Origin of the sequence: Bacteroides sp. 43_46, from assembly GCF_001915455.1 — a bacterium.
Lineage (GTDB): Bacteria > Bacteroidota > Bacteroidia > Bacteroidales > Bacteroidaceae > Bacteroides > Bacteroides caccae.
Map to the genome: position 1 here is coordinate 1 of NZ_MNQN01000014.1, position 18918 is coordinate 18918.

The 18918-nt window shown below is 42.6% G+C and carries 15 protein-coding genes; 8 read left to right on the forward strand and 7 right to left on the reverse strand.

Annotated elements, in window-relative coordinates; genetic code table 11:
• The 5 genes from BHV72_RS00380 to BHV72_RS00400 form a co-directional block, all read right to left on the reverse strand.
• A partial coding sequence (locus BHV72_RS00380) for a LytR/AlgR family response regulator transcription factor (RefSeq protein ID WP_286853368.1) occupies positions 1-568 on the reverse strand: 568 nt, incomplete at its 3' end.
• Positions 565-1593 carry a sensor histidine kinase gene (locus BHV72_RS00385; protein WP_032838032.1) on the reverse strand — a complete coding sequence of 343 codons (1029 nt, stop codon included), beginning with the start codon at positions 1591-1593 and terminating at the stop codon, positions 565-567. The genes BHV72_RS00380 and BHV72_RS00385, both read right to left, overlap by 4 nt.
• Before the next feature lie 36 nt (positions 1594-1629).
• Entirely contained in the window at positions 1630-2934 is a 1305-nt protein-coding gene (locus BHV72_RS00390) for a TolC family protein (protein WP_373587319.1), read from the reverse strand.
• Positions 2935-2936: 2 nt separating this feature from the next.
• Positions 2937-5969 (reverse strand): efflux RND transporter permease subunit, encoded by a 3033-nt coding sequence (locus tag BHV72_RS00395; RefSeq protein ID WP_122140652.1) that lies wholly within the window; start codon positions 5967-5969, stop codon positions 2937-2939.
• A 10-nt stretch (positions 5970-5979) separates the two neighbouring features.
• On the reverse strand, positions 5980-7050 hold the full coding sequence (locus BHV72_RS00400; RefSeq protein ID WP_122134510.1) for an efflux RND transporter periplasmic adaptor subunit: 1071 nt from the start codon (positions 7048-7050) through the stop codon (positions 5980-5982).
• 195 nt (positions 7051-7245) lie between these two features.
• On the opposite strand from BHV72_RS00400, the gene BHV72_RS00405 reads away from it, so the two are divergent.
• The 8 genes from BHV72_RS00405 to fucP all read left to right on the forward strand — a co-directional run bounded on the left by BHV72_RS00405 (position 7246) and on the right by fucP (position 16275).
• Positions 7246-8547 (forward strand): Na+/H+ antiporter NhaC family protein, encoded by a 1302-nt coding sequence (locus BHV72_RS00405; RefSeq protein WP_122264086.1) that lies wholly within the window; start codon positions 7246-7248, stop codon positions 8545-8547.
• Between the two features lie 109 nt (positions 8548-8656).
• Positions 8657-9178, forward strand: a complete 522-nt coding sequence (locus BHV72_RS00410; protein WP_286853386.1) for a 30S ribosomal protein S16 — start codon at positions 8657-8659, stop codon at positions 9176-9178.
• 261 nt (positions 9179-9439) lie between these two features.
• On the forward strand, positions 9440-10435 hold the full coding sequence (locus BHV72_RS00415) for a GntR family transcriptional regulator (RefSeq protein WP_005677746.1): 996 nt from the start codon (positions 9440-9442) through the stop codon (positions 10433-10435).
• 69 nt (positions 10436-10504) lie between these two features.
• Positions 10505-12280: an L-fucose isomerase gene (gene fucI, locus BHV72_RS00420; RefSeq protein ID WP_022043309.1), complete on the forward strand. Its 1776-nt coding sequence runs from the start codon at positions 10505-10507 to the stop codon at positions 12278-12280.
• 171 nt (positions 12281-12451) lie between these two features.
• On the forward strand, positions 12452-13090 hold the full coding sequence (locus BHV72_RS00425; protein WP_005677744.1) for a class II aldolase/adducin family protein: 639 nt from the start codon (positions 12452-12454) through the stop codon (positions 13088-13090).
• Between the two features lie 19 nt (positions 13091-13109).
• Positions 13110-14540: a rhamnulokinase gene (locus tag BHV72_RS00430; RefSeq protein ID WP_149921712.1), complete on the forward strand. Its 1431-nt coding sequence runs from the start codon at positions 13110-13112 to the stop codon at positions 14538-14540.
• 7 nt (positions 14541-14547) lie between these two features.
• Positions 14548-14940, forward strand: a complete 393-nt coding sequence (locus BHV72_RS00435) for an L-rhamnose mutarotase (RefSeq protein WP_005677742.1) — start codon at positions 14548-14550, stop codon at positions 14938-14940.
• 18 nt (positions 14941-14958) lie between these two features.
• Positions 14959-16275 (forward strand): L-fucose:H+ symporter permease, encoded by a 1317-nt coding sequence (gene fucP, locus BHV72_RS00440; protein ID WP_286853391.1) that lies wholly within the window; start codon positions 14959-14961, stop codon positions 16273-16275.
• Positions 16276-16509: 234 nt separating this feature from the next.
• Here the strand turns inward: fucP and BHV72_RS00445 are convergent, their stop codons facing one another.
• Together BHV72_RS00445 and BHV72_RS00450 are read right to left on the reverse strand one after the other, a co-directional pair.
• Positions 16510-18564, reverse strand: a complete 2055-nt coding sequence (locus BHV72_RS00445) for a protein-disulfide reductase DsbD family protein (RefSeq protein WP_005677738.1) — start codon at positions 18562-18564, stop codon at positions 16510-16512.
• A gap of 17 nt (positions 18565-18581) precedes the next feature.
• The gene (locus BHV72_RS00450; RefSeq protein ID WP_005677737.1) at positions 18582-18881 is read right to left on the reverse strand and encodes a Dabb family protein; all 300 of its coding nucleotides are present in this window, start codon (positions 18879-18881) and stop codon (positions 18582-18584) included.
• Positions 18882-18918: the final 37 nt, after the last annotated feature.

Consider the following 18918-nt stretch of genomic DNA (forward strand, 5'->3'; position numbering starts at 1 on the left):
TGGTAACTACAAAAGTGAGCTTGTTCTCCGAATAGAAATAGGCAACATCACTTACCGCCAAAGTAAAAAGTTTATTACCGGAAGAAATAAGAAATCGAGTGCGATATTTTTTATTCTCTACTACCGGAAGCTTCTGCGTATCAGACAAACTTTCCAACACCTCCAGTATCCGGCTCTCCCGATTAAAATCACGGATATATTTCTCTGTGAGACTCTCGAAACGTTCGATAGTCTGCAATAAACGTTCCTGATGAATCGGTTTCAGTAAATAGTCAATGCTATTCACCGCAAAAGCACGGACAGCGTACTCGTCATAAGCGGTGGTAAAAACAATCATACTATCCGGCCGAGCTTGTTCAATCAACATAAATGAATTACCGTCCGTCAACTGAATATCCAAAAATAAAAGTTCCGGATGAGGATTCACACGAAACCATTCAACGGATTCTTCGATAGTACCGGGCAGAATCATCACCTCCCAATCCGGGCGAAGCGACTGTATCATCTCATGTAGCAAACGTGCCGCCGGCACTTCATCTTCTATTATTGCAGCTTTTATCTTATTCATGAAAGCAAGGGAATTTTTACGGTAAATTTATCAGATTCATTTTCTATCACAATATCCTGATTACAAAGGAGCTTATAGCGGGCGGAAAGATTTTTCAGCCCCATTCCCGAAACGACTCCGCATTTTTTTGGCCGAATCGGATTACAGATTATCAGAGTCGGAGGTTCTTCTACATTACACAACTCGATAACCATTGGTTTCCCCGAATGGATCACATTATGCTTGATTACATTTTCGACCAATAGCTGAAGCGTCAAAGGCGGCATCTTCATCTCTTTCCACTCATCCGGCACATTGTTGTGGACATAAATGCAATCACCCAAACGAACTTGATGAAGAAAAATATATGAATCAAGAAAACCAAGCTCATCCTGCAACGTCACCAATCGCTGATTCTGACACTGGAGAGTATAACGATATACGTCGGAAAGATGTTGTGTGAAGAGTTCTGCATTTTTAGGATTATATCTGATTTCTGAAATCAACGTATTCAAACTATTAAACAGAAAATGGGGGTTTAGCTGGTTTTGAAGAGCTGTATAGCGTGCTATGTTATTTTCTTCCTGCAAAGCAGCCGCCTGTTTCTGCAATTTGAGGGTATGCTGCATAGAACGGTTGGCAAGCAGCAAACCTAAAATCACCAGTTCCACCAACCAAACTAATATCAAGATACGCCACCCGCCATTAGGAAAAACAAAAGGATGTGAAGCACCGACCAAGAATTTGGCAGTTACCAACAATCCATAATTGAGCAGAAAAAACATCAACATCACCATTGTATAAATAAAAATCAGTTTCCAACGACGATGAATATTCACCGAATACTGATTATCTACCCATGTAGTCAGCCGAATAGTAGAATATCCGAGCAAATTGAACGCAAGAATAAAAAACAGAAACATTCCTACCGAATATAACGCATCCGATACTCTATCGGAAAGTTCCGCATAGTTGGCTAGCAGGAAAAAAGAGAAAACGCCTAGCCCTGAAAACAGCGCACTATATGATATACGGTTCAATTTTATATTCATACGATTCTTTTCACACAAAGTTACTGCTTTTTAGCGATAATCATAACTATGGAGCGCTTTTATTAATTCCGAATAATGTCCTTGTGCAGCAGCTTTTGCCTGTACATAGTTCACCTGCGAAGTCTGCCGATAGGTTTGTGCATCAATCACTTCCACCACCGAAACTTTTCCTTCATTGTAGCGTTCTACTGCTTTTGTCTCATTTTCTTCTGCTTTAGCCAGCGAACTTTCACTCAAACGAACACGTTCAATAGCCTGTGACAATGCCTTACGCGCTACACTCACTTCTAATTCCACCTGGTCTACGACTTTATTTAGATTATCTTCCGCCATTCCGATACGGAAGGAAGAAACACGCTTCTCGCTTCTCCGTTTTCCCCATTCAAAAATAGGAACGGACACTTTAGCATAAACAGCGTAGTTTGGATCTAAATCTTTCTTGAAATTGTATCCGGGAGATGAATAGCTACCTTCTACTCCCACATAGAATTGAGGTTTGAATTGCGAATCATTCAGTTTTTTTGTGCTCTCAGCAATACGAATTTTGTCATAAGCCATTTGTATTTCCGGACGTCCCATCCCGGTAGATAACCACAGAGAATCGCTGACAACTACTATCGGTATCTGCGCATCCAACTCCGTAGGCTGTTCCAGCCGGACACCAATCATTGAGTTTAATGCCATTCTGCCTGTTTCAAAATTACTTTGCGCCTGAAGTAATTGATATTCCGCTTCATTTAACTTCACTTCTGCCATTAACAGGTCCTGTGGGTCAACGAGTCCTACTTCTACCCTTTCTTTTATTGTTTTAACCAAGGCTGCTATCGAATTGCGAAAGTCTTCGGCGACACCAACAATTTCCTGCCGAGCAACGGCACTCCAATACTGAATATCCGTTTGGTAACAAACAGCATCATTCAGTGCTTTCGCCTGATTACCGGCCAAGGCCTGCTGATGTTGCGCCATACGGATGGACTCCAGTACACGCCCTCCCGTATAAACCGGTTGTAAAATAGACAGAGAACCTCCATAGTTTAAATTCTTTCCTTCCACTGTTTTCGACAACCCTATGGAAGGAATATCCAAAGTTAGTTCCATAGGATTTCCGGTGTATTGAAAACTGGCAGCACCGGAAAGTTTCGGTTTCAAATCGGCACGTGCAGATTTCTCTACTTCCATACTGGCAGCGATATTCTTTTCCGCTGCTTTCAAATCGTGATTATAGTCCAATGCCATAGTCCGATATTTCTCCAGCAATGTGCTTTGTTGTGCAAGAACCGGCAAAGACAAAAAGACGAAAGTACAAAACAACAGGTTAAATATTCCTTTTCTCATCTTCATTTTCCTTTTACTTTATAAAACATGGAATATAAGGCGGGGGTGACAAAAAGCGTTAATCCCGTAGCAAATGTCAATCCGAAAATTATAGTAACAGCCATTCCCCCGAAAGCAACATCAAACAACAATGGCACCATACCGAAAATCGTTGTTGTAGCAGCCATTAATACAGGACGGGTTCGGGAAACAGTAGCCTCAACAATGGATGTATATAAATCAATTCCACTCCGATGTTGAACATTTATCTCATCAATCAGCACAATTACATTTTTGATTATCATCCCAAGCAAACCTAACCAGCCGGCTATCGGAAAGAATCCAAAATCAAACCCTGTCAGCAACATACCAACAGCAATTCCTATCAAAGACAAAGGCAGAATGCAAAGAATGATAACCGGCTCGCGAAAATTGCCGAACAAGGCCACCAAAATGACTATCAATGCAAGAAATGCCAACGGAAAATATTTCGCAATAGCCTGCATCGCCTCCCCTTGATCTTTATATTGAGAATCCCAAAAGAAGGTGTATCCTTCCGGTAAGTGGATTTTCTCTATTTCTTTCCGTATTTCTCCATGTACCTCGGACATGGTGTAGCCCGGTTTCACCCCACACATGGCAGCCATTGAAAGTTGCCGGTTATATGTCCGTACCTGAGGAAATTCCCAACTTCTTTCTATTCGTTCCGTGACCTGCGAAAGCGGAGCCGATCTTTCTCCATTCCAAATTGAGAAATCTCCCAATGCATTGACATCAGTAATATCCACATCACCTGATTTCAACAAAACGGGTACCTTTTTCTCATCATCCCGGTAGATACCAACAGGCAGACCGTCATTGATTGATTTCACTGATTGCATCATCGAAGCCTTGGTGATACCTAATGCACCCGCCTTCACAGGATCATAAACCGGGCGAATTACCAACGACATATTTCCCCATTCATTACGTGCATCCGCTACTTTGGGATTTCGTCGCATCACTTCAATAGCTTGTCCCACCAATGAATCAAGTACAGCAGGGTCCGGGCCAAGAAAACGGGCTTCAATGACGGCCTCCGTCAAAGGACTCAATTCAAACTTATTCACTTTAATCAGAGGTTCGGGATATTTCAGCGAAATCGAATCTTGTAACCGGGTATGCAACTGACGGGAAAGTTCTGACGTTTTACATTTTACCAATATTTGTGCATAATTGGACTGAGGTCCAAAAGATACATTAGACAAGTAATAACGTGGCGGAGTTCTTCCTATATAAGTAGATACTATTTCCGTTTCCTCCTGCCCACGGATATATTCCGACATTTCCATTACCTGACGGTCCGTTTCTTCTATTTTTGTCCCTTCGGGTAACCATACATCCAATGTGAAGTACTGTTTATCCAACGCCGGTATAAACACCTTGGGAATAAACTTGAAACTCCAAGCCGCTAGCAACATCATCACAACCATGCATCCTATTGTTGCATACCGATGACAAATCACCCACCTCAATGCTGTACGAAACTTATCATAATATTTACCTGCAAAAAGAGCATCCTTTAGTTCGTCGGGTCTTGGCCGACGAACAAACTCCTGAATGAAGAAAGGAGTCTGCGTCAGCGCAAAGACCCAACTGAACATCAGCGAAACGCCGATAACTACAACTAAGGATGACAACAACTCACCGGTTATATGCGGTGAATAATATATAGGTAAAAAAGTTAAAATTGCGATAATTGTTGCCGCTAATAACGGTAATGCAGTTGAGGAACAAGCTCGCATTATGGCCACTCGCTTGCGCATCCCCCGTTGCATATTGACTAATGCCGAATCGGATACTACAATGGCATTATCCACCAGCATTCCCATTGCAATAATAATTGCAGCCAGTGACATACGCTGCAAAGCTATCCCTTGAGCCAACATCACAATCAGCGTTGCAAAAATGGAAAAGACCAGACCACTACCTATCAGGATACCATTTTTGAATCCGATAAAAAACAACAGAATGGCAACTACCGTCACAACGGAAATTATCAAATTCCAGATAAAACCTTGATTTGCCACAGCCGACTCGTAACCTTGGTCGTAAATTGTCTGTAACTCAAAGCCTTCGGGCATTGTCTCCGAAAATTGCTCAATTTTACCTTTTACAGCTTCCGCCATATTTACGACATTCCCAGTCGGTACGGTAGATATGGCAATACCCACCGCGGGACTCCCATTAATCCGCATTTTATTGCTCGGAGGCGTCTGATAACTTTCCTTAATCTCTGCAATATCCGCCAATCGAAAATGCTCTCCCGTACGTGATACGATAGTCAGATTCCGGATATCATCCAAAGAATAAAAATTTCCGGTAGATTCAATCCGTATTCTGTTTACACCCGCATCAATACCTCCTGCATCTACTACTCTGTTTTGGGCCTCGAAAGCACGGGAAATATCCGAAGGAGTAATACCGCTTCGCGCCATGACGGAAGGGGTGAGAATAACATCAATCGTCGGAGGTTGTACACCATAAATTTCGACCTTGGCTACGTCCTTTACTTTCAACAGTTCGTTTTTAATGAGTTTTGCCTGTTCTTCCAGTTCCCGATACGAATATCCTTCACCAGTCAGCCCATAAAAGACACCCAACACATCGCCAAAGTCATCGTTTACTACGGACGGACCTGCGTCAGCCGGTAGCTTAGATTGTACATCATTAACCTTCCGACGGAGTTTATCCCACAGTTGCTGCATTTCATCCGCACGAATTTCCTTCTTCACATAAACCGTTATCTTGGAAAGTCCTGCCCGGTTTTCTGTTTTAAGATAATACAATTCACCTAAAGACTGTATGGATTCTTCCAGCACATCAGTCACTTGTGATTGTACCTCGGAAGGAGAAGCACCCGGATATGGAGTTAATACCAATGCCTGTTTTATAGTGAACGGAGCATCTTCCAACTTTCCCATTTTGACATAGGAAAGTAGTCCTCCTCCTAAGACTAATAGTAAGAGCAGAATAGTCACCGACCTTTTCTGCAAGAAATATTTCACAAACTTCATACTTTCAAATTTACTTTTGAGCAGTGACCGGCATTCCTTGTTTCTGAGCCATGATTTCTACAGATGTTCCTTCTGAAAGGAAACGCAATTTACTGACAGCTACCGTTTCTCCAGCCTGTAATCCACCTTTCACTTCCACTTTCCCATTCGGAAGTAATTCACCTAAAACAATCTTTCTTTTCGAGACTTTTCCGGCAGCATTATCTACCGTCCAGACATAATCTCCTTCAGTAGGACGATGATTGAGAGCTGTTTGCGGTATGGTTATCATGGATGTCGTTGAAGGAGAAGGAAGATCAAGCAAAACCTTTCCGGAAACGCCCGCCGGCCATTCACCCTGTTTATTGGGTAATAATGCCGTCATCAGGAAAGACAGGTTATTCCGGGTAGTACTTTTGGAAATTTCTACCACTTTCGCCGGATATACAACATCAGAACCTATATCAAAGCGCACACTTACTTCTTTGATTTCTCCGGCCTGAAGTGCAATATCCTGTGTGACATAAGCTTCTATCTTTAATTGAGTAATATCAATAAAGGAGATGACAGGTTGAGTCGCTTTCACATCCTGATATTTCTCGATATACACTTCCCCGACATATCCGTCAAAAGGTGCAATCAACTGCGTATCATGTAACTCATTTGTCGCTGTCTCAAAAGCAGTCTTAGCAGAAGTATAATCCGCACGTGCTTTTTCATAAGCGCTGGCAGATAAATTATTTTTCTCATACAACACTCTTATCCGTTCAAATTCCGCTTTTGCCTGATTATAGATAGCCTCTGCACGTTCTTTACGGATACGGAAATCACGAGAGTCTATTTCAGCAATGATATCCCCACGCTGATAATAGTTACCGGCATATACCTCAAAACGGTCAATAGGACCGCCTACCCGAAAAGATAGTTCCGTCTCCTTGAATGGTTTCGAAATAAACGAAAACTCACGTTCCGAGGAAGGAACCGACATTTCTACTTCTGCCACTTTTATCCGTATTGATTCATCAGTCCTCTTTTCTCCTGTTCCGCACGACGCAAACAGGCAGATAAAAAGCATACACATTGAATAATTAGTCGTTGTCATTCTATTCTACATTAGTTATATTATCAACGGTACGAAAATAGAGGAAACAAAGAAAAGCGCCCAACTTTAAATTTCCGAAACCGAAAAAGGAAAGGCTCAAACGGAAAAAGAAAAGATGAAAATCTGAGCCTTTTATACTACTTATGTGTTTCCTTACTATCTTTGCAGCTCAAACAAATATTACTAATCTCATTTATGACCGAAGAAAAAATACATAACGACCGTTCCGGTAGCTGGTGGGCATTAAGTCCGTTGTTCGTGTTCCTCTGCCTCTATCTGGTAACTTCCATTCTCGTCAACGACTTCTACAAGGTACCTATCACTGTCGCTTTTCTTGTTTCTTCCTGCTACGCGATTGCTATCACGCGCGGCTTGACACTGGACCAGCGGATTTACCAATTCTCCGTAGGAGCTGCCAATAAGAATATCCTCCTGATGATATGGATATTCATTCTCGCCGGTGCCTTTGCGCAAAGTGCCAAACAAATGGGTGCTATTGATGCCACCGTCAACCTGACTCTGCATATTCTTCCCGACAATCTGCTGTTAGCAGGAATATTTATAGCCGCCTGCTTCATCTCCCTATCCATAGGAACCAGTGTAGGAACAATCGTTGCCCTCACTCCTGTTGCCGTAGGACTAGCCGAAAAGACAGAGATTGCTCTCCCATTCATGGTGGCAGTTGTTGTCGGAGGGTCTTTTTTCGGAGATAATTTATCGTTTATCTCCGACACTACAATCGCCTCAACAAAAACTCAGGAATGTGTGATGCGTGATAAGTTCAGGGTAAATTCCCTGATTGTCGTCCCGGCAGCTATTATCGTGCTGGGTATTTATGTTTTCCACGGATTGTCCATCACTGCTCCCACCCAAGTACAGACTATCGAATGGATAAAAGTTATACCTTATATAATAGTATTGGGAACAGCCGTTGCCGGAATGAACGTTATGCTCGTATTAATCATAGGTATCCTGACAAGTGGTATTATCGGTATTACTACCGGAAGTATTGATGTGTTCGACTGGTTCGGAGCTATGGGAACAGGCATTACGGGCATGGGCGAACTGATAATCATTACTTTACTGGCCGGAGGAATGCTTGAAACAATCCGCTACAATGGTGGTATTGACTTTATTATCCGGAAACTAACCCTCCACGTCAACGGAAAGCGGGGAGCGGAACTAAGTATTGCCGCTTTAGTAAGTATCGCCAACTTATGTACCGCCAACAACACAATAGCCATCATTACAACAGGACCGATAGCCAAAGACATTGCGCAGAAATTCCACCTTGACCGGCGAAAGACTGCAAGTATCCTCGACACTTTCTCCTGTCTGATACAGGGAATTATCCCATACGGGGCACAAATGCTGATTGCTGCCGGATTAGCCAATATCTCTCCTATCAGTATCATCGGCAATCTTTATTATCCGTTTACAATGGGAGCTTGCGCCCTGCTCGCTATCTTATTCCGTTATCCGAAACGGTATTCATAAAGAAAAAGAACAGAAATATTTGTCAATCAAAAGAAAAGCCGTATCTTTGCGCCCGCTATTACGAGTTAGTAGCATAATTCAAATCATTAATTAAAAACAATTATTAAAAATGGCAACTAGAATCAGATTGCAGAGACACGGACGTAAAAGTTACGCGTTCTATTCAATTGTAATTGCAGACAGCAGAGTTGGTACTTACAACCCTAACACCAATCCTGCTACAGTAGATTTGAATTTCGACGCTGCATTGGCTTGGGTACTGAAAGGTGCACAACCAAGTGACACTGTACGTAACATCCTTTCTCGCGAAGGTGTATACATGAAGAAACATCTTCTTGGCGGTGTAGCAAAAGGTGCATTTGGAGAAGCAGAAGCAGAAGCTAAATTCGAAGCTTGGAAAAGCAACAAACAGTCAGGTCTGGCTACTTTGAAAGCTAAACAAGACGAAGCTAAGAAAGCTGAAGCCAAAGCACGCCTGGAAGCAGAAAAGAAAATCAACGAAGTGAAAGCAAAAGCACTCGCTGAAAAGAAAGCTGCTGAAGCTGCTGAAAAAGCTGCCGCTGAAGCACCTGCAGAAGAAACTGCTGCTCCGGCAGAAGAAGCTCCTGCAACAGAAGCTGCTGCTGAATAAATTCGGCAGATTCCGAACAAGAAACAAGGAAAAGCTATAAATCCTCTCCGGTTCGCCGGAGGGGATTTTTTTGTTTCAACACGAGAGAAACTGAGGTTTTATACAGAGACCTGATAATCTACAAATAGCAGATTCTATGTTACGTCATGTGAAATTATCCTCTTTATGCTATAAAACATAGTAAATTATTTCTCCTATTTAGAATAAAATTCCTTTCTTTGCATCAGCATAGTTCAGCACAGTTATCAATAATAAATAAGGATGAGACGAACTGATAAGAAAGCAACATTCGGCCAACACTCGAGCAAAGTCACACAATTGGCAGACACGCTCAGCCAGGCAATCTCCATGAAAGAATTTCGTGAGGGAGATTCCTTGCCTTCTATCAATCAGTTAAGTGCACAATATGGAGTATCACGGGATACTGTTTTTAAAGCCTTTCTGGATTTACGCGAACGGGGTCTGATAGACTCTACACCGGGAAAAGGATACTATGTGACCAGTCAGGTAACCAATATCCTATTATTACTTGACGAATATACTCCTTTCAAAGAGGCCTTATACAATAGTTTCATAAAACATTTGCCTATCAACTATAAAGTAGACTTGTTATTCCACCAATACAATGAACGGCTTTTCAATACTATCATCCGTGAATCCATAGGAAAGTATAAAAAATATATAGTGATGAACTTCGATAACGAAAAGTTCAGCACAGCTCTGAATAAAATCAATCCTTCCAGGTTATTACTCCTTGATTTCGGAAAATTTGAGAAAGATAAATACTCGTATATCTGTCAGGATTTCGATGATTCATTCTATCTAGCATTATTTACACTAAAAGAAAGAATGCAGAAATATCTTCAAATCGTTTTCCTGTTTTCTAAAGGTTTGAAACACCCTCAGAGTAGTAAGGAGTATTTCACACGTTTCTGTGAAAAAGAAGGCTTCTTGCATGAAATACAGGAAGATATCGAGAACCTGACGGTCCGCAAAGGGACTGTATACATTGCTATCAAACAGCAAGATGTAGTAAAGGTAGTAAAACAAGGAAGATTGGCAGGACTGAAATGCGGAAAAGATTTCGGTCTGTTAGCATATAATGATATTCCTTCATACGAGGTCATCGATGAAGGAATTACTTCATTAAGTATTGACTGGGAAATGGTGGGAAATGAAGCGGCAAACTTCGTACTCAACAATGTCCCGATACAAAAGTACATGCCTACTGAAGTGCGACTTCGAAAGTCACTCTGATTTTTTTTGCCGCACAATCAGCACAGCTCAGCACAGATGTTATTTACTAAATAAAAAAATTAAGAAACCATGAAAAAGTATCCGAAAATCGGGATTCGTCCCACTATCGACGGTCGCCAGGGTGGCGTTCGTGAAAGCCTTGAAGAAAAGACAATGAACTTGGCTAAAGCAGTAGCCGAATTAATTAGCAGTAATCTGAAAAACGGTGACGGAAGCCCTGTGGAATGCGTGATTGCCGATAGCACTATCGGCCGTGTTGCTGAAAGCGCAGCCTGTGCTGAAAAGTTCGAAAGAGAAGGTGTAGGTTCTACTATTACCGTAACTTCTTGCTGGTGCTACGGTGCGGAAACTATGGATATGAACCCTCATTACCCGAAAGCTGTATGGGGATTCAATGGAACAGAGCGTCCGGGAGCAGTATATCTTGCAGCAGTATTGGCAGGACACGCACAAAAAGGACTTCCTGCATTCGGCATTTATGGACATGACGTACAGGATTTGGACGATAACAGCATTCCCGAAGATGTAGCGGAAAAAATTCTTCGTTTTGCACGCGCCGCACAGGCAGTAGCTACAATGAGAGGCAAATCTTACCTGTCAATGGGTAGCGTATCTATGGGAATTGCCGGTTCTATCGTTAATCCTGATTTCTTCCAGGAATACCTGGGAATGCGTAATGAGTCTGTCGACCTGACAGAAATCATCCGCCGCATGGAAGAAGGTATCTATGACCACGAAGAATATGAAAAAGCAATGGCATGGACAGAAAAGCATTGCAAAGTAAACGAAGGCGATGACTTCAAAAATCGTCCCGAAAAACGTAAAAACCGCGAAGAGAAAGATAAAGACTGGGAATTTATCGTGAAGATGATGATTATCATGCGCGACCTGATGACCGGTAATCCTAAACTGAAAGAAATGGGCTTCAAAGAAGAAGCATTAGGGCACAATGCTATTGCAGCCGGTTTCCAAGGACAACGCCAATGGACTGACTTCTATCCTAATGGCGACTATCCCGAAGCTCTGCTGAATACTTCCTTCGACTGGAACGGTATCCGCGAAGCATTCGTGGTAGCTACCGAGAACGATGCCTGCAACGGTGTGGCAATGCTGTTCGGACACTTACTGACCAACCGTGCTCAAATATTCTCTGATGTACGTACTTACTGGAGCCCCGAAGCTGTGAAACGTGTAACCGGCAAAGAACTGACAGGGCTGGCCGCCAACGGTATTATCCACCTTATCAACTCCGGAGCAACAACCCTAGACGGTTCGGGACAATCATTGGATGCAGAAGGAAATCCGGTAATGAAAGAACCTTGGAACCTGACTGACACAGATGTAGAAAACTGCCTTAAAGCAACGACCTGGTATCCGGCAGACCGTGATTACTTCCGTGGCGGCGGTTTTTCATCTAATTTCTTGTCAAAAGGTGGTATGCCTGTAACTATGATGCGTCTGAACCTAATTAAAGGCCTCGGTCCCGTTCTTCAAATTGCAGAAGGTTGGACTGTCGAGATCGACCCGGAAATCCACCAAAAACTGAATATGCGTACAGATCCTACATGGCCTACTACTTGGTTTGTTCCCCGTTTATGCGACAAACCGGCTTTCAAGGATGTGTATTCTGTAATGAATAACTGGGGAGCCAACCATGGAGCAATCAGCTACGGTCACATTGGTCAAGACCTGATTACTCTTGCTTCGATGCTTCGAATTCCGGTATGCATGCACAATGTAGAAGAAGACGAAATGTTCCGCCCGGCTGCATGGAATGCCTTCGGTATGGATAAAGAAGGAGCAGACTATAGAGCTTGTGCAACCTACGGTCCTATCTACAAATAATTTTCAGGCACGGATTACGCTGTTGCTTTCATATTTCTAAAAGCCGTGTAATCCGTGCCTGCAATGACAATCCCCTGCAAGGAAACCTTACCGGGGGAGTATGTCCCTAAATACCCATTTTTCTAACCTATTTTGAGTTACTATTATTATAAATAATTTATCTTTGCAATCATGATAACTAACGAACATATCGAACAGTTCATTGAACAAGCACATCGCTACGGTGATGCAAAACTTATGCTTTGCAGTAGCGGAAACCTTTCCTGGCGGATTGGTGAAGAAGCATTAATTTCCGGTACAGGTTCTTGGGTTCCTACCCTTGGCAAGGAAAAAGTCTCTATCTGCAATATAGCAAGCGGAACACCGACTAATGGTGTAAAACCTTCTATGGAAAGTACTTTCCATTTGGGTATTCTCCGCGAACGCCCGGATGTAAATGTGGTACTTCACTTCCAGTCGGAGTATGCCACGGCTATCTCCTGCATGAAAAACAAGCCGACTAATTTTAATGTAACAGCAGAAATTCCCTGCCATGTAGGTTCAGAAATACCTGTGATTCCATATTATCGTCCCGGCTCACCCGAACTGGCCAAAGCAGTAGTTGAAGCCATGTTGGAACACAACTCCGTCTTATTGACCAACCACGGACAAGTTGTCTGCGGAAAAGACTTTAATCAAGTGTACGAACGAGCTACCTTCTTCGAAATGGCTTGCCGTATTATTGTTCAGTCCGGAGGCGATTATTCAGTATTGACACCGGCAGAAATAGAAGATTTGGAAATCTATGTATTAGGAAAGAAAACAAAATAGTATCCGTACATACCATACCATGAAAGACAACATTAAAAACACATACTTAGCAGCAGACTTTGGAGGAGGTAGCGGACGAATTATCGCCGGCTCCCTTCTCCATGGAAAGCTGGAACTGGAAGAAGTTCACCGCTTCTCCAACCGTCAGGTAAAATTAGGAAATCATGTCTACTGGGATTTTCCTGCCCTATTCGAAGACATGAAAACCGGACTGAAGCTGGCTGCCCAAAAAGGATATGCCGTCAAGGGAATTGGTATCGACACGTGGGGCGTAGATTTCGGATTGATTGATAAAAATGGAAATTTGCTAAGTAACCCTATCTGTTACCGGGATGCAAGAACAGACGGAATGCCGGCAAAGGTATTCAAGGTTCTGGATGAACAGCAACACTATACTACTACCGGAATACAGGTCATGGCTATCAACACGCTATTCCAACTTTATAGTATGAAACAGAACCGGGATCCCCAATTAGAGATTGCCCACCAACTTCTGTTCATGCCCGACCTTTTCAGTTACTTCCTGACCGGAATAGCCAATAATGAATATTGCATCGCTTCCACTTCGGAATTACTTGACGCAAAACGACGAAACTGGTCACAAGAAACAATTCGTGCATTAGAACTTCCCGAGCATCTGTTTGGTGAAATTATCCAACCGGGAACTATCAGAGGTACTTTAAAAGAGGATATTGCACGGGAAACCGGACTGGGTGCAGTAGATGTAATAGCCGTAGGTTCTCATGACACAGCCAGTGCCGTTGCAGCCGTTCCGGCGACAAAAACTCCTATTGCTTTTCTAAGTTCCGGTACGTGGTCGCTTTTGGGCGTTGAAGTCAATGAACCGATATTGACAGAAGAAGCACGGAAAGCCGAATTCACCAATGAAGGAGGTGTTGGAGGCCGCATCCGCTTCCTGCAAAATATCACAGGACTATGGATTCTACAACGCTTGATGAGTGAATGGAAAGCACGTGGAGAAGAACAACATTATGATACAATCATACCACAAGCTGCCGAAGTGGAAACTGATACAATCATCCCTGTTGACGCTCCGGAATTCATGAATCCGGAAAATATGGAGACTGCTCTTATGAATTATTGCCGGGATCACTCTCTGCACATACCTCAAAGCAAAGCGGAAACCGTTAAATGTGTACTCCAATCATTAGCATTCAAATACCAACAGGCAGTAGAAAAGCTTAACCATTGTCTCCCCTCCCCGATCCGCCAATTAAACATCATTGGAGGAGGTTCGCAGAATAAATTACTCAACCAGCTTACAGCCGATGCACTCAATATCCCTGTTTACGCCGGTCCTGTCGAGGCTACTGCCATAGGTAATATTCTGACACAAGCAATGGCTAAGGGAGAAATTTCCGACCTCCGGGAATTAAGAGAGATTGTAAGCCGAAGTGTCACACCTCAAGTATATTATCCTAAAAAATAAAAAGTATATGGAAACACCTAAAACCGGTTATCAGGTCCAATCTTACAGCGTCCCAGTCAAAAGATATTGTCAGACTCTTGACTTACGCGATTCTCCGGAATTGATTGCCGAATATCGGAAAAGACATAGTCAAGCGGAGGCATGGCCTGAAATCCTTGCAGGTATCCGGGAAGTAGGCATCCTCGAAATGGAAATCTATATTCTTGGCACACGCTTGTTTATGATTGTCGAAACTCCCGTTGACTTCGACTGGGACACAGCAATGGCACGCCTGAATACTCTTCCCCGCCAACAGGAATGGGAGGAATACATGGCTATCTTCCAACAAGCCGCTCCCGGAATGAGTTCCGCGGAAAAATGGAAACCAATGGAGAGAATGTTCCATTTATATAATACCTAAAAATATCCCAAAAGAACCATGAAACACATCAAACAGTCCATCCTGTCAAAAGATGGCATCAATTATCTTATCCCTTTTATTCTCATCACTTCTTGTTTTGCGTTATGGGGATTTGCAAACGATATCACCAACCCAATGGTAAAGGCATTTTCCAAAATCTTCCGGATGAGTGCTACCGGCGGAGCGTTAGTACAAGTCGCTTTTTATGGAGGCTACTTTGCCATGGCTTTTCCGGCTGCCATGTTCATCCGCAAATATTCTTATAAAGCAGGTGTTCTGCTAGGTCTTGGTCTGTATGCTTTTGGAGCATTCCTATTCTTCCCTGCTAAAATGACAGGAGAATATTACCCGTTTCTGATAGCTTACTTTATCTTGACTTGCGGACTCTCATTTCTGGAGACAAGCTGTAATCCATACATTCTTTCTATGGGAACAGAAGATACTGCCACAAGACGTTTGAATCTTGCCCAATCTTTCAACCCAATGGGTTCATTGCTCGGAATGTATGTAGCCATGCAATTCATTCAAGCCAAATTACATCCAATGGGTACTGAAGAACGTGCTTTACTCAATGAGAGTGAATTTCAGGCAATCAAAGAGAGCGGTCTTGCAGTGCTAATCGCCCCTTATCTTATCATCGGTCTGATTATCGTAGCTATGCTTCTCTTGATACGATTCGTAAAAATGCCAAAGAACGGAGATCAGAACCATAAAATAGACTTCTTCCCGACATTAAAACGTATTTTCACCCAAACACGTTATCGCGAAGGTGTGATTGCTCAGTTTTTTTATGTAGGTGCACAAATCATGTGCTGGACTTTTATAATCCAATATGGTACCCGCCTGTTTATGTCACCGGAATTCGGCATGGACGAAAAGAGTGCGGAAGTGCTTTCGCAGCAATACAATATCATAGCAATGATTATTTTCTGTATCAGCCGTTTCATTTGTACTTTCATTCTGCGTTATCTGAATGCAGGAAAATTATTAATGATTCTGGCTATTTTCGGAGGAATTTTCACCTTAGGTACTATCTTCCTTCAAAATATTTATGGACTCTATTGCCTGGTAGCCGTATCCGCCTGCATGTCTCTAATGTTCCCCACTATTTACGGTATTGCCTTAAAAGGTCTTGGAGATGACGCAAAATTCGGAGCAGCCGGACTTATTATGGCTATTCTCGGAGGTTCTATTCTTCCTCCATTGCAAGCAAGCATTATTGATATGAAAGAAATCGGTTGGTTGCCGGCAGTCAACGTTTCATTCATTCTACCTTTTATCTGTTTCCTTGTGATTATCGGTTACGGCTATCGTACAGTGAAAAGAAACTGGTAGAAAACATACTTGACAATAGTGAGGCTACCTCAAAAAGAATGAACTGCCCCCAATAGTTTTGTGTCTAACTATTGGGGGCAGTTCACTTACACATTCACCTACCACCTCCCCCTACGGGGACTCCTCCTTCCCGAAGGAGGAGAATGGAGGATACTATCGACTATAAGCTAGCAAATCATTATTTTACTAATTCACCTTACCAGCAAATTTGAAGAAGAACCTTTAAGAAGGAGATTATCTCTCCTTCTTGTAATTTTCCAATCCAGTTTGCAGAAACTCGATATACTTGGGAATATCTTCATCATAAGCATACGACTTGTTCAACGGTTTTCCCTGATTATCCAGCAATACGTAGAAAGGCTGTGCATTGGCACCGAACTTCACACGTTGCAGATAACTCCATTTGTCACCGACAGTACGCAAGGTACGTTCTGTTCCGTTCTCGACAATCTTCACAGGTTCGGTCAGCGGAGTTTTATTATCTACATAGAGAGTTATCAATACATAATCGTTATTAATTAAGTCGCTCACCTTCGGGTCAGTCCAAACAGCAGCCTCCATTTTACGACAATTGACACAACCGTATCCGGTAAAGTCGAGCATTACAGGCTTACCATTCAAACGTGCATACTCCATTCCTAAATCATAATCGTCAAATTTGGCATGTACTTCATTCTTATACAAATTGAAATCCTGCGTCTGCATAGGCGGAGCAAACGCACTGACAGCTTTCAACGGTGCTCCCCATAGACCAGGAACCATATATACCGCAAATGCCAAAGAAACAAGTGCCATGAAGAAGCGGGTAACACCTACCTTATTATCATCATCATCATGCGGGAACTTGATCTTACCCAACAGATAAAATCCAAGTAAAGCAAAAATAACAATCCATAAAGCAAGGAAAGTTTCACGATCAAGCAGTCTCCAGCCATAAGCCAAATCGGCAACCGATAAGAATTTAAGTGCAAATGCAAGTTCAAGGAAACCCAGTGTTACCTTGATCACATTCATCCAACCTCCCGATTTCGGCATAGATTTCAGCCACGATGGAAATAAAGCGAAAAGAGTAAACGGCAACGCCAAAGCAATGGCGAATCCCAGCATTCCAATTGCCGGAGCTACTATACTTCCCGTTGTGGAAACCTGTACCAACAAAAATCCGATAATCGGACCTGTACAAGAGAAAGACACCAACGAAAGTGTAAATGCCATTAGGAAAATACTCAGTAATCCCGTAGTCGATTCCGCTTTACTATCTACCGCATTACTCCACTTCGAAGGCAATGTAATCTCAAATGCTCCGAAGAACGAAGCGGCAAAAACTACCAACATCAGGAAGAAGAGAATATTGAAAATTGCATTAGTAGATAAGGCATTCAACGCACTGGCACCGAAGATCAATGTAATAGCCAAGCCTAATGCCACATAAATCACAACAATAGACGCACCATAAGTCCACGCATCACGAATCCCTTTCTTCTTGTCCTTACTACGTTTCAGGAAAAAACTGACCGTCATAGGAATAATCGGCCATACACACGGAGTAAACAAAGCTAATAGTCCGCCTAAGAAACCTGTCACAAAAATATAAATCCAGGACATATCTCCCTGCGTATGTTCTTCACCTAACGCTTGCAGTTCACTAATGACCGGTTTCCAGAGTTCACCGGATGCAACGGCAGGTTGAATCCCCGTAGATGCATCTGTTGTAGTGGCAGGAACCAGTTCCATCATAGCTACAGTATCCTTAGAAACAACAGGAGCCGCCTCTTCTTTTTTCTCAACTTCCTTTTTTTCCGGTTGTTCCGCTTTAGCTGCAGCAGCATTAGCTGTCTTCGCTACTCCGGAAAACTTAAACGGCACTTCAGTAGGAGGAAGACAACTTTCATCGTCACAAGCTCCATACTCCAGATAACCTTCTATTTCATAAGCTCCACCTGTGAGCTTCACCTTCTGAATGAATTTAGCCGTATTCTCAAAATAACGCACCTTCATTTCAAACAACTTGTCGAAAGTGGCGACCTCTTTGCCAACCGGTTTCAGCTTTCCCAGTAGCTCTATGCCAGACGTTTTATCAACATTAAACGTTGCAGAAATAGGTCCGCCGTCTCCAAGTTCGGTAGAATACACATGCCACCCTTTATCAATGGCAGCGGTAAATACAATCTCCGCTTCCGTGTCAGAAAGAGTATTGAACTCAGTCTTGAACTTTACCGGATCTTTGATCTGCGCTTGCAAAACACATACAACAAAGCTTAAAAGCAGTGAAGAAATTAACTTTTTCATTTTCAATAATTAGGGGATTATAATTCATAATCTACACACGCACGGCTTTCCTTTGTCTCAGCCAAAATCCTTCCGGCTGCCACATGGTCGGGATGCGTCGCATAGTATTTCACATCTTCCAGCGTATCAAATTCACTATACAGCGCTATGTTCCACGTTTCTCCGGGATTCATATTCAATCCGACTTCAACCTTACGGATCACCGGAATTTTAGCCGGAAGCGCTTCTATTGCCTCCTTAAATTTATTCATGACTACAAGTTTCTCCTCTGCTGAAACTTCGTCTTTTAACTTAAATAATACAATGTGTTTTACCATTACGTTGTTATTTTAATGAATTGTTTCTATATTTGCC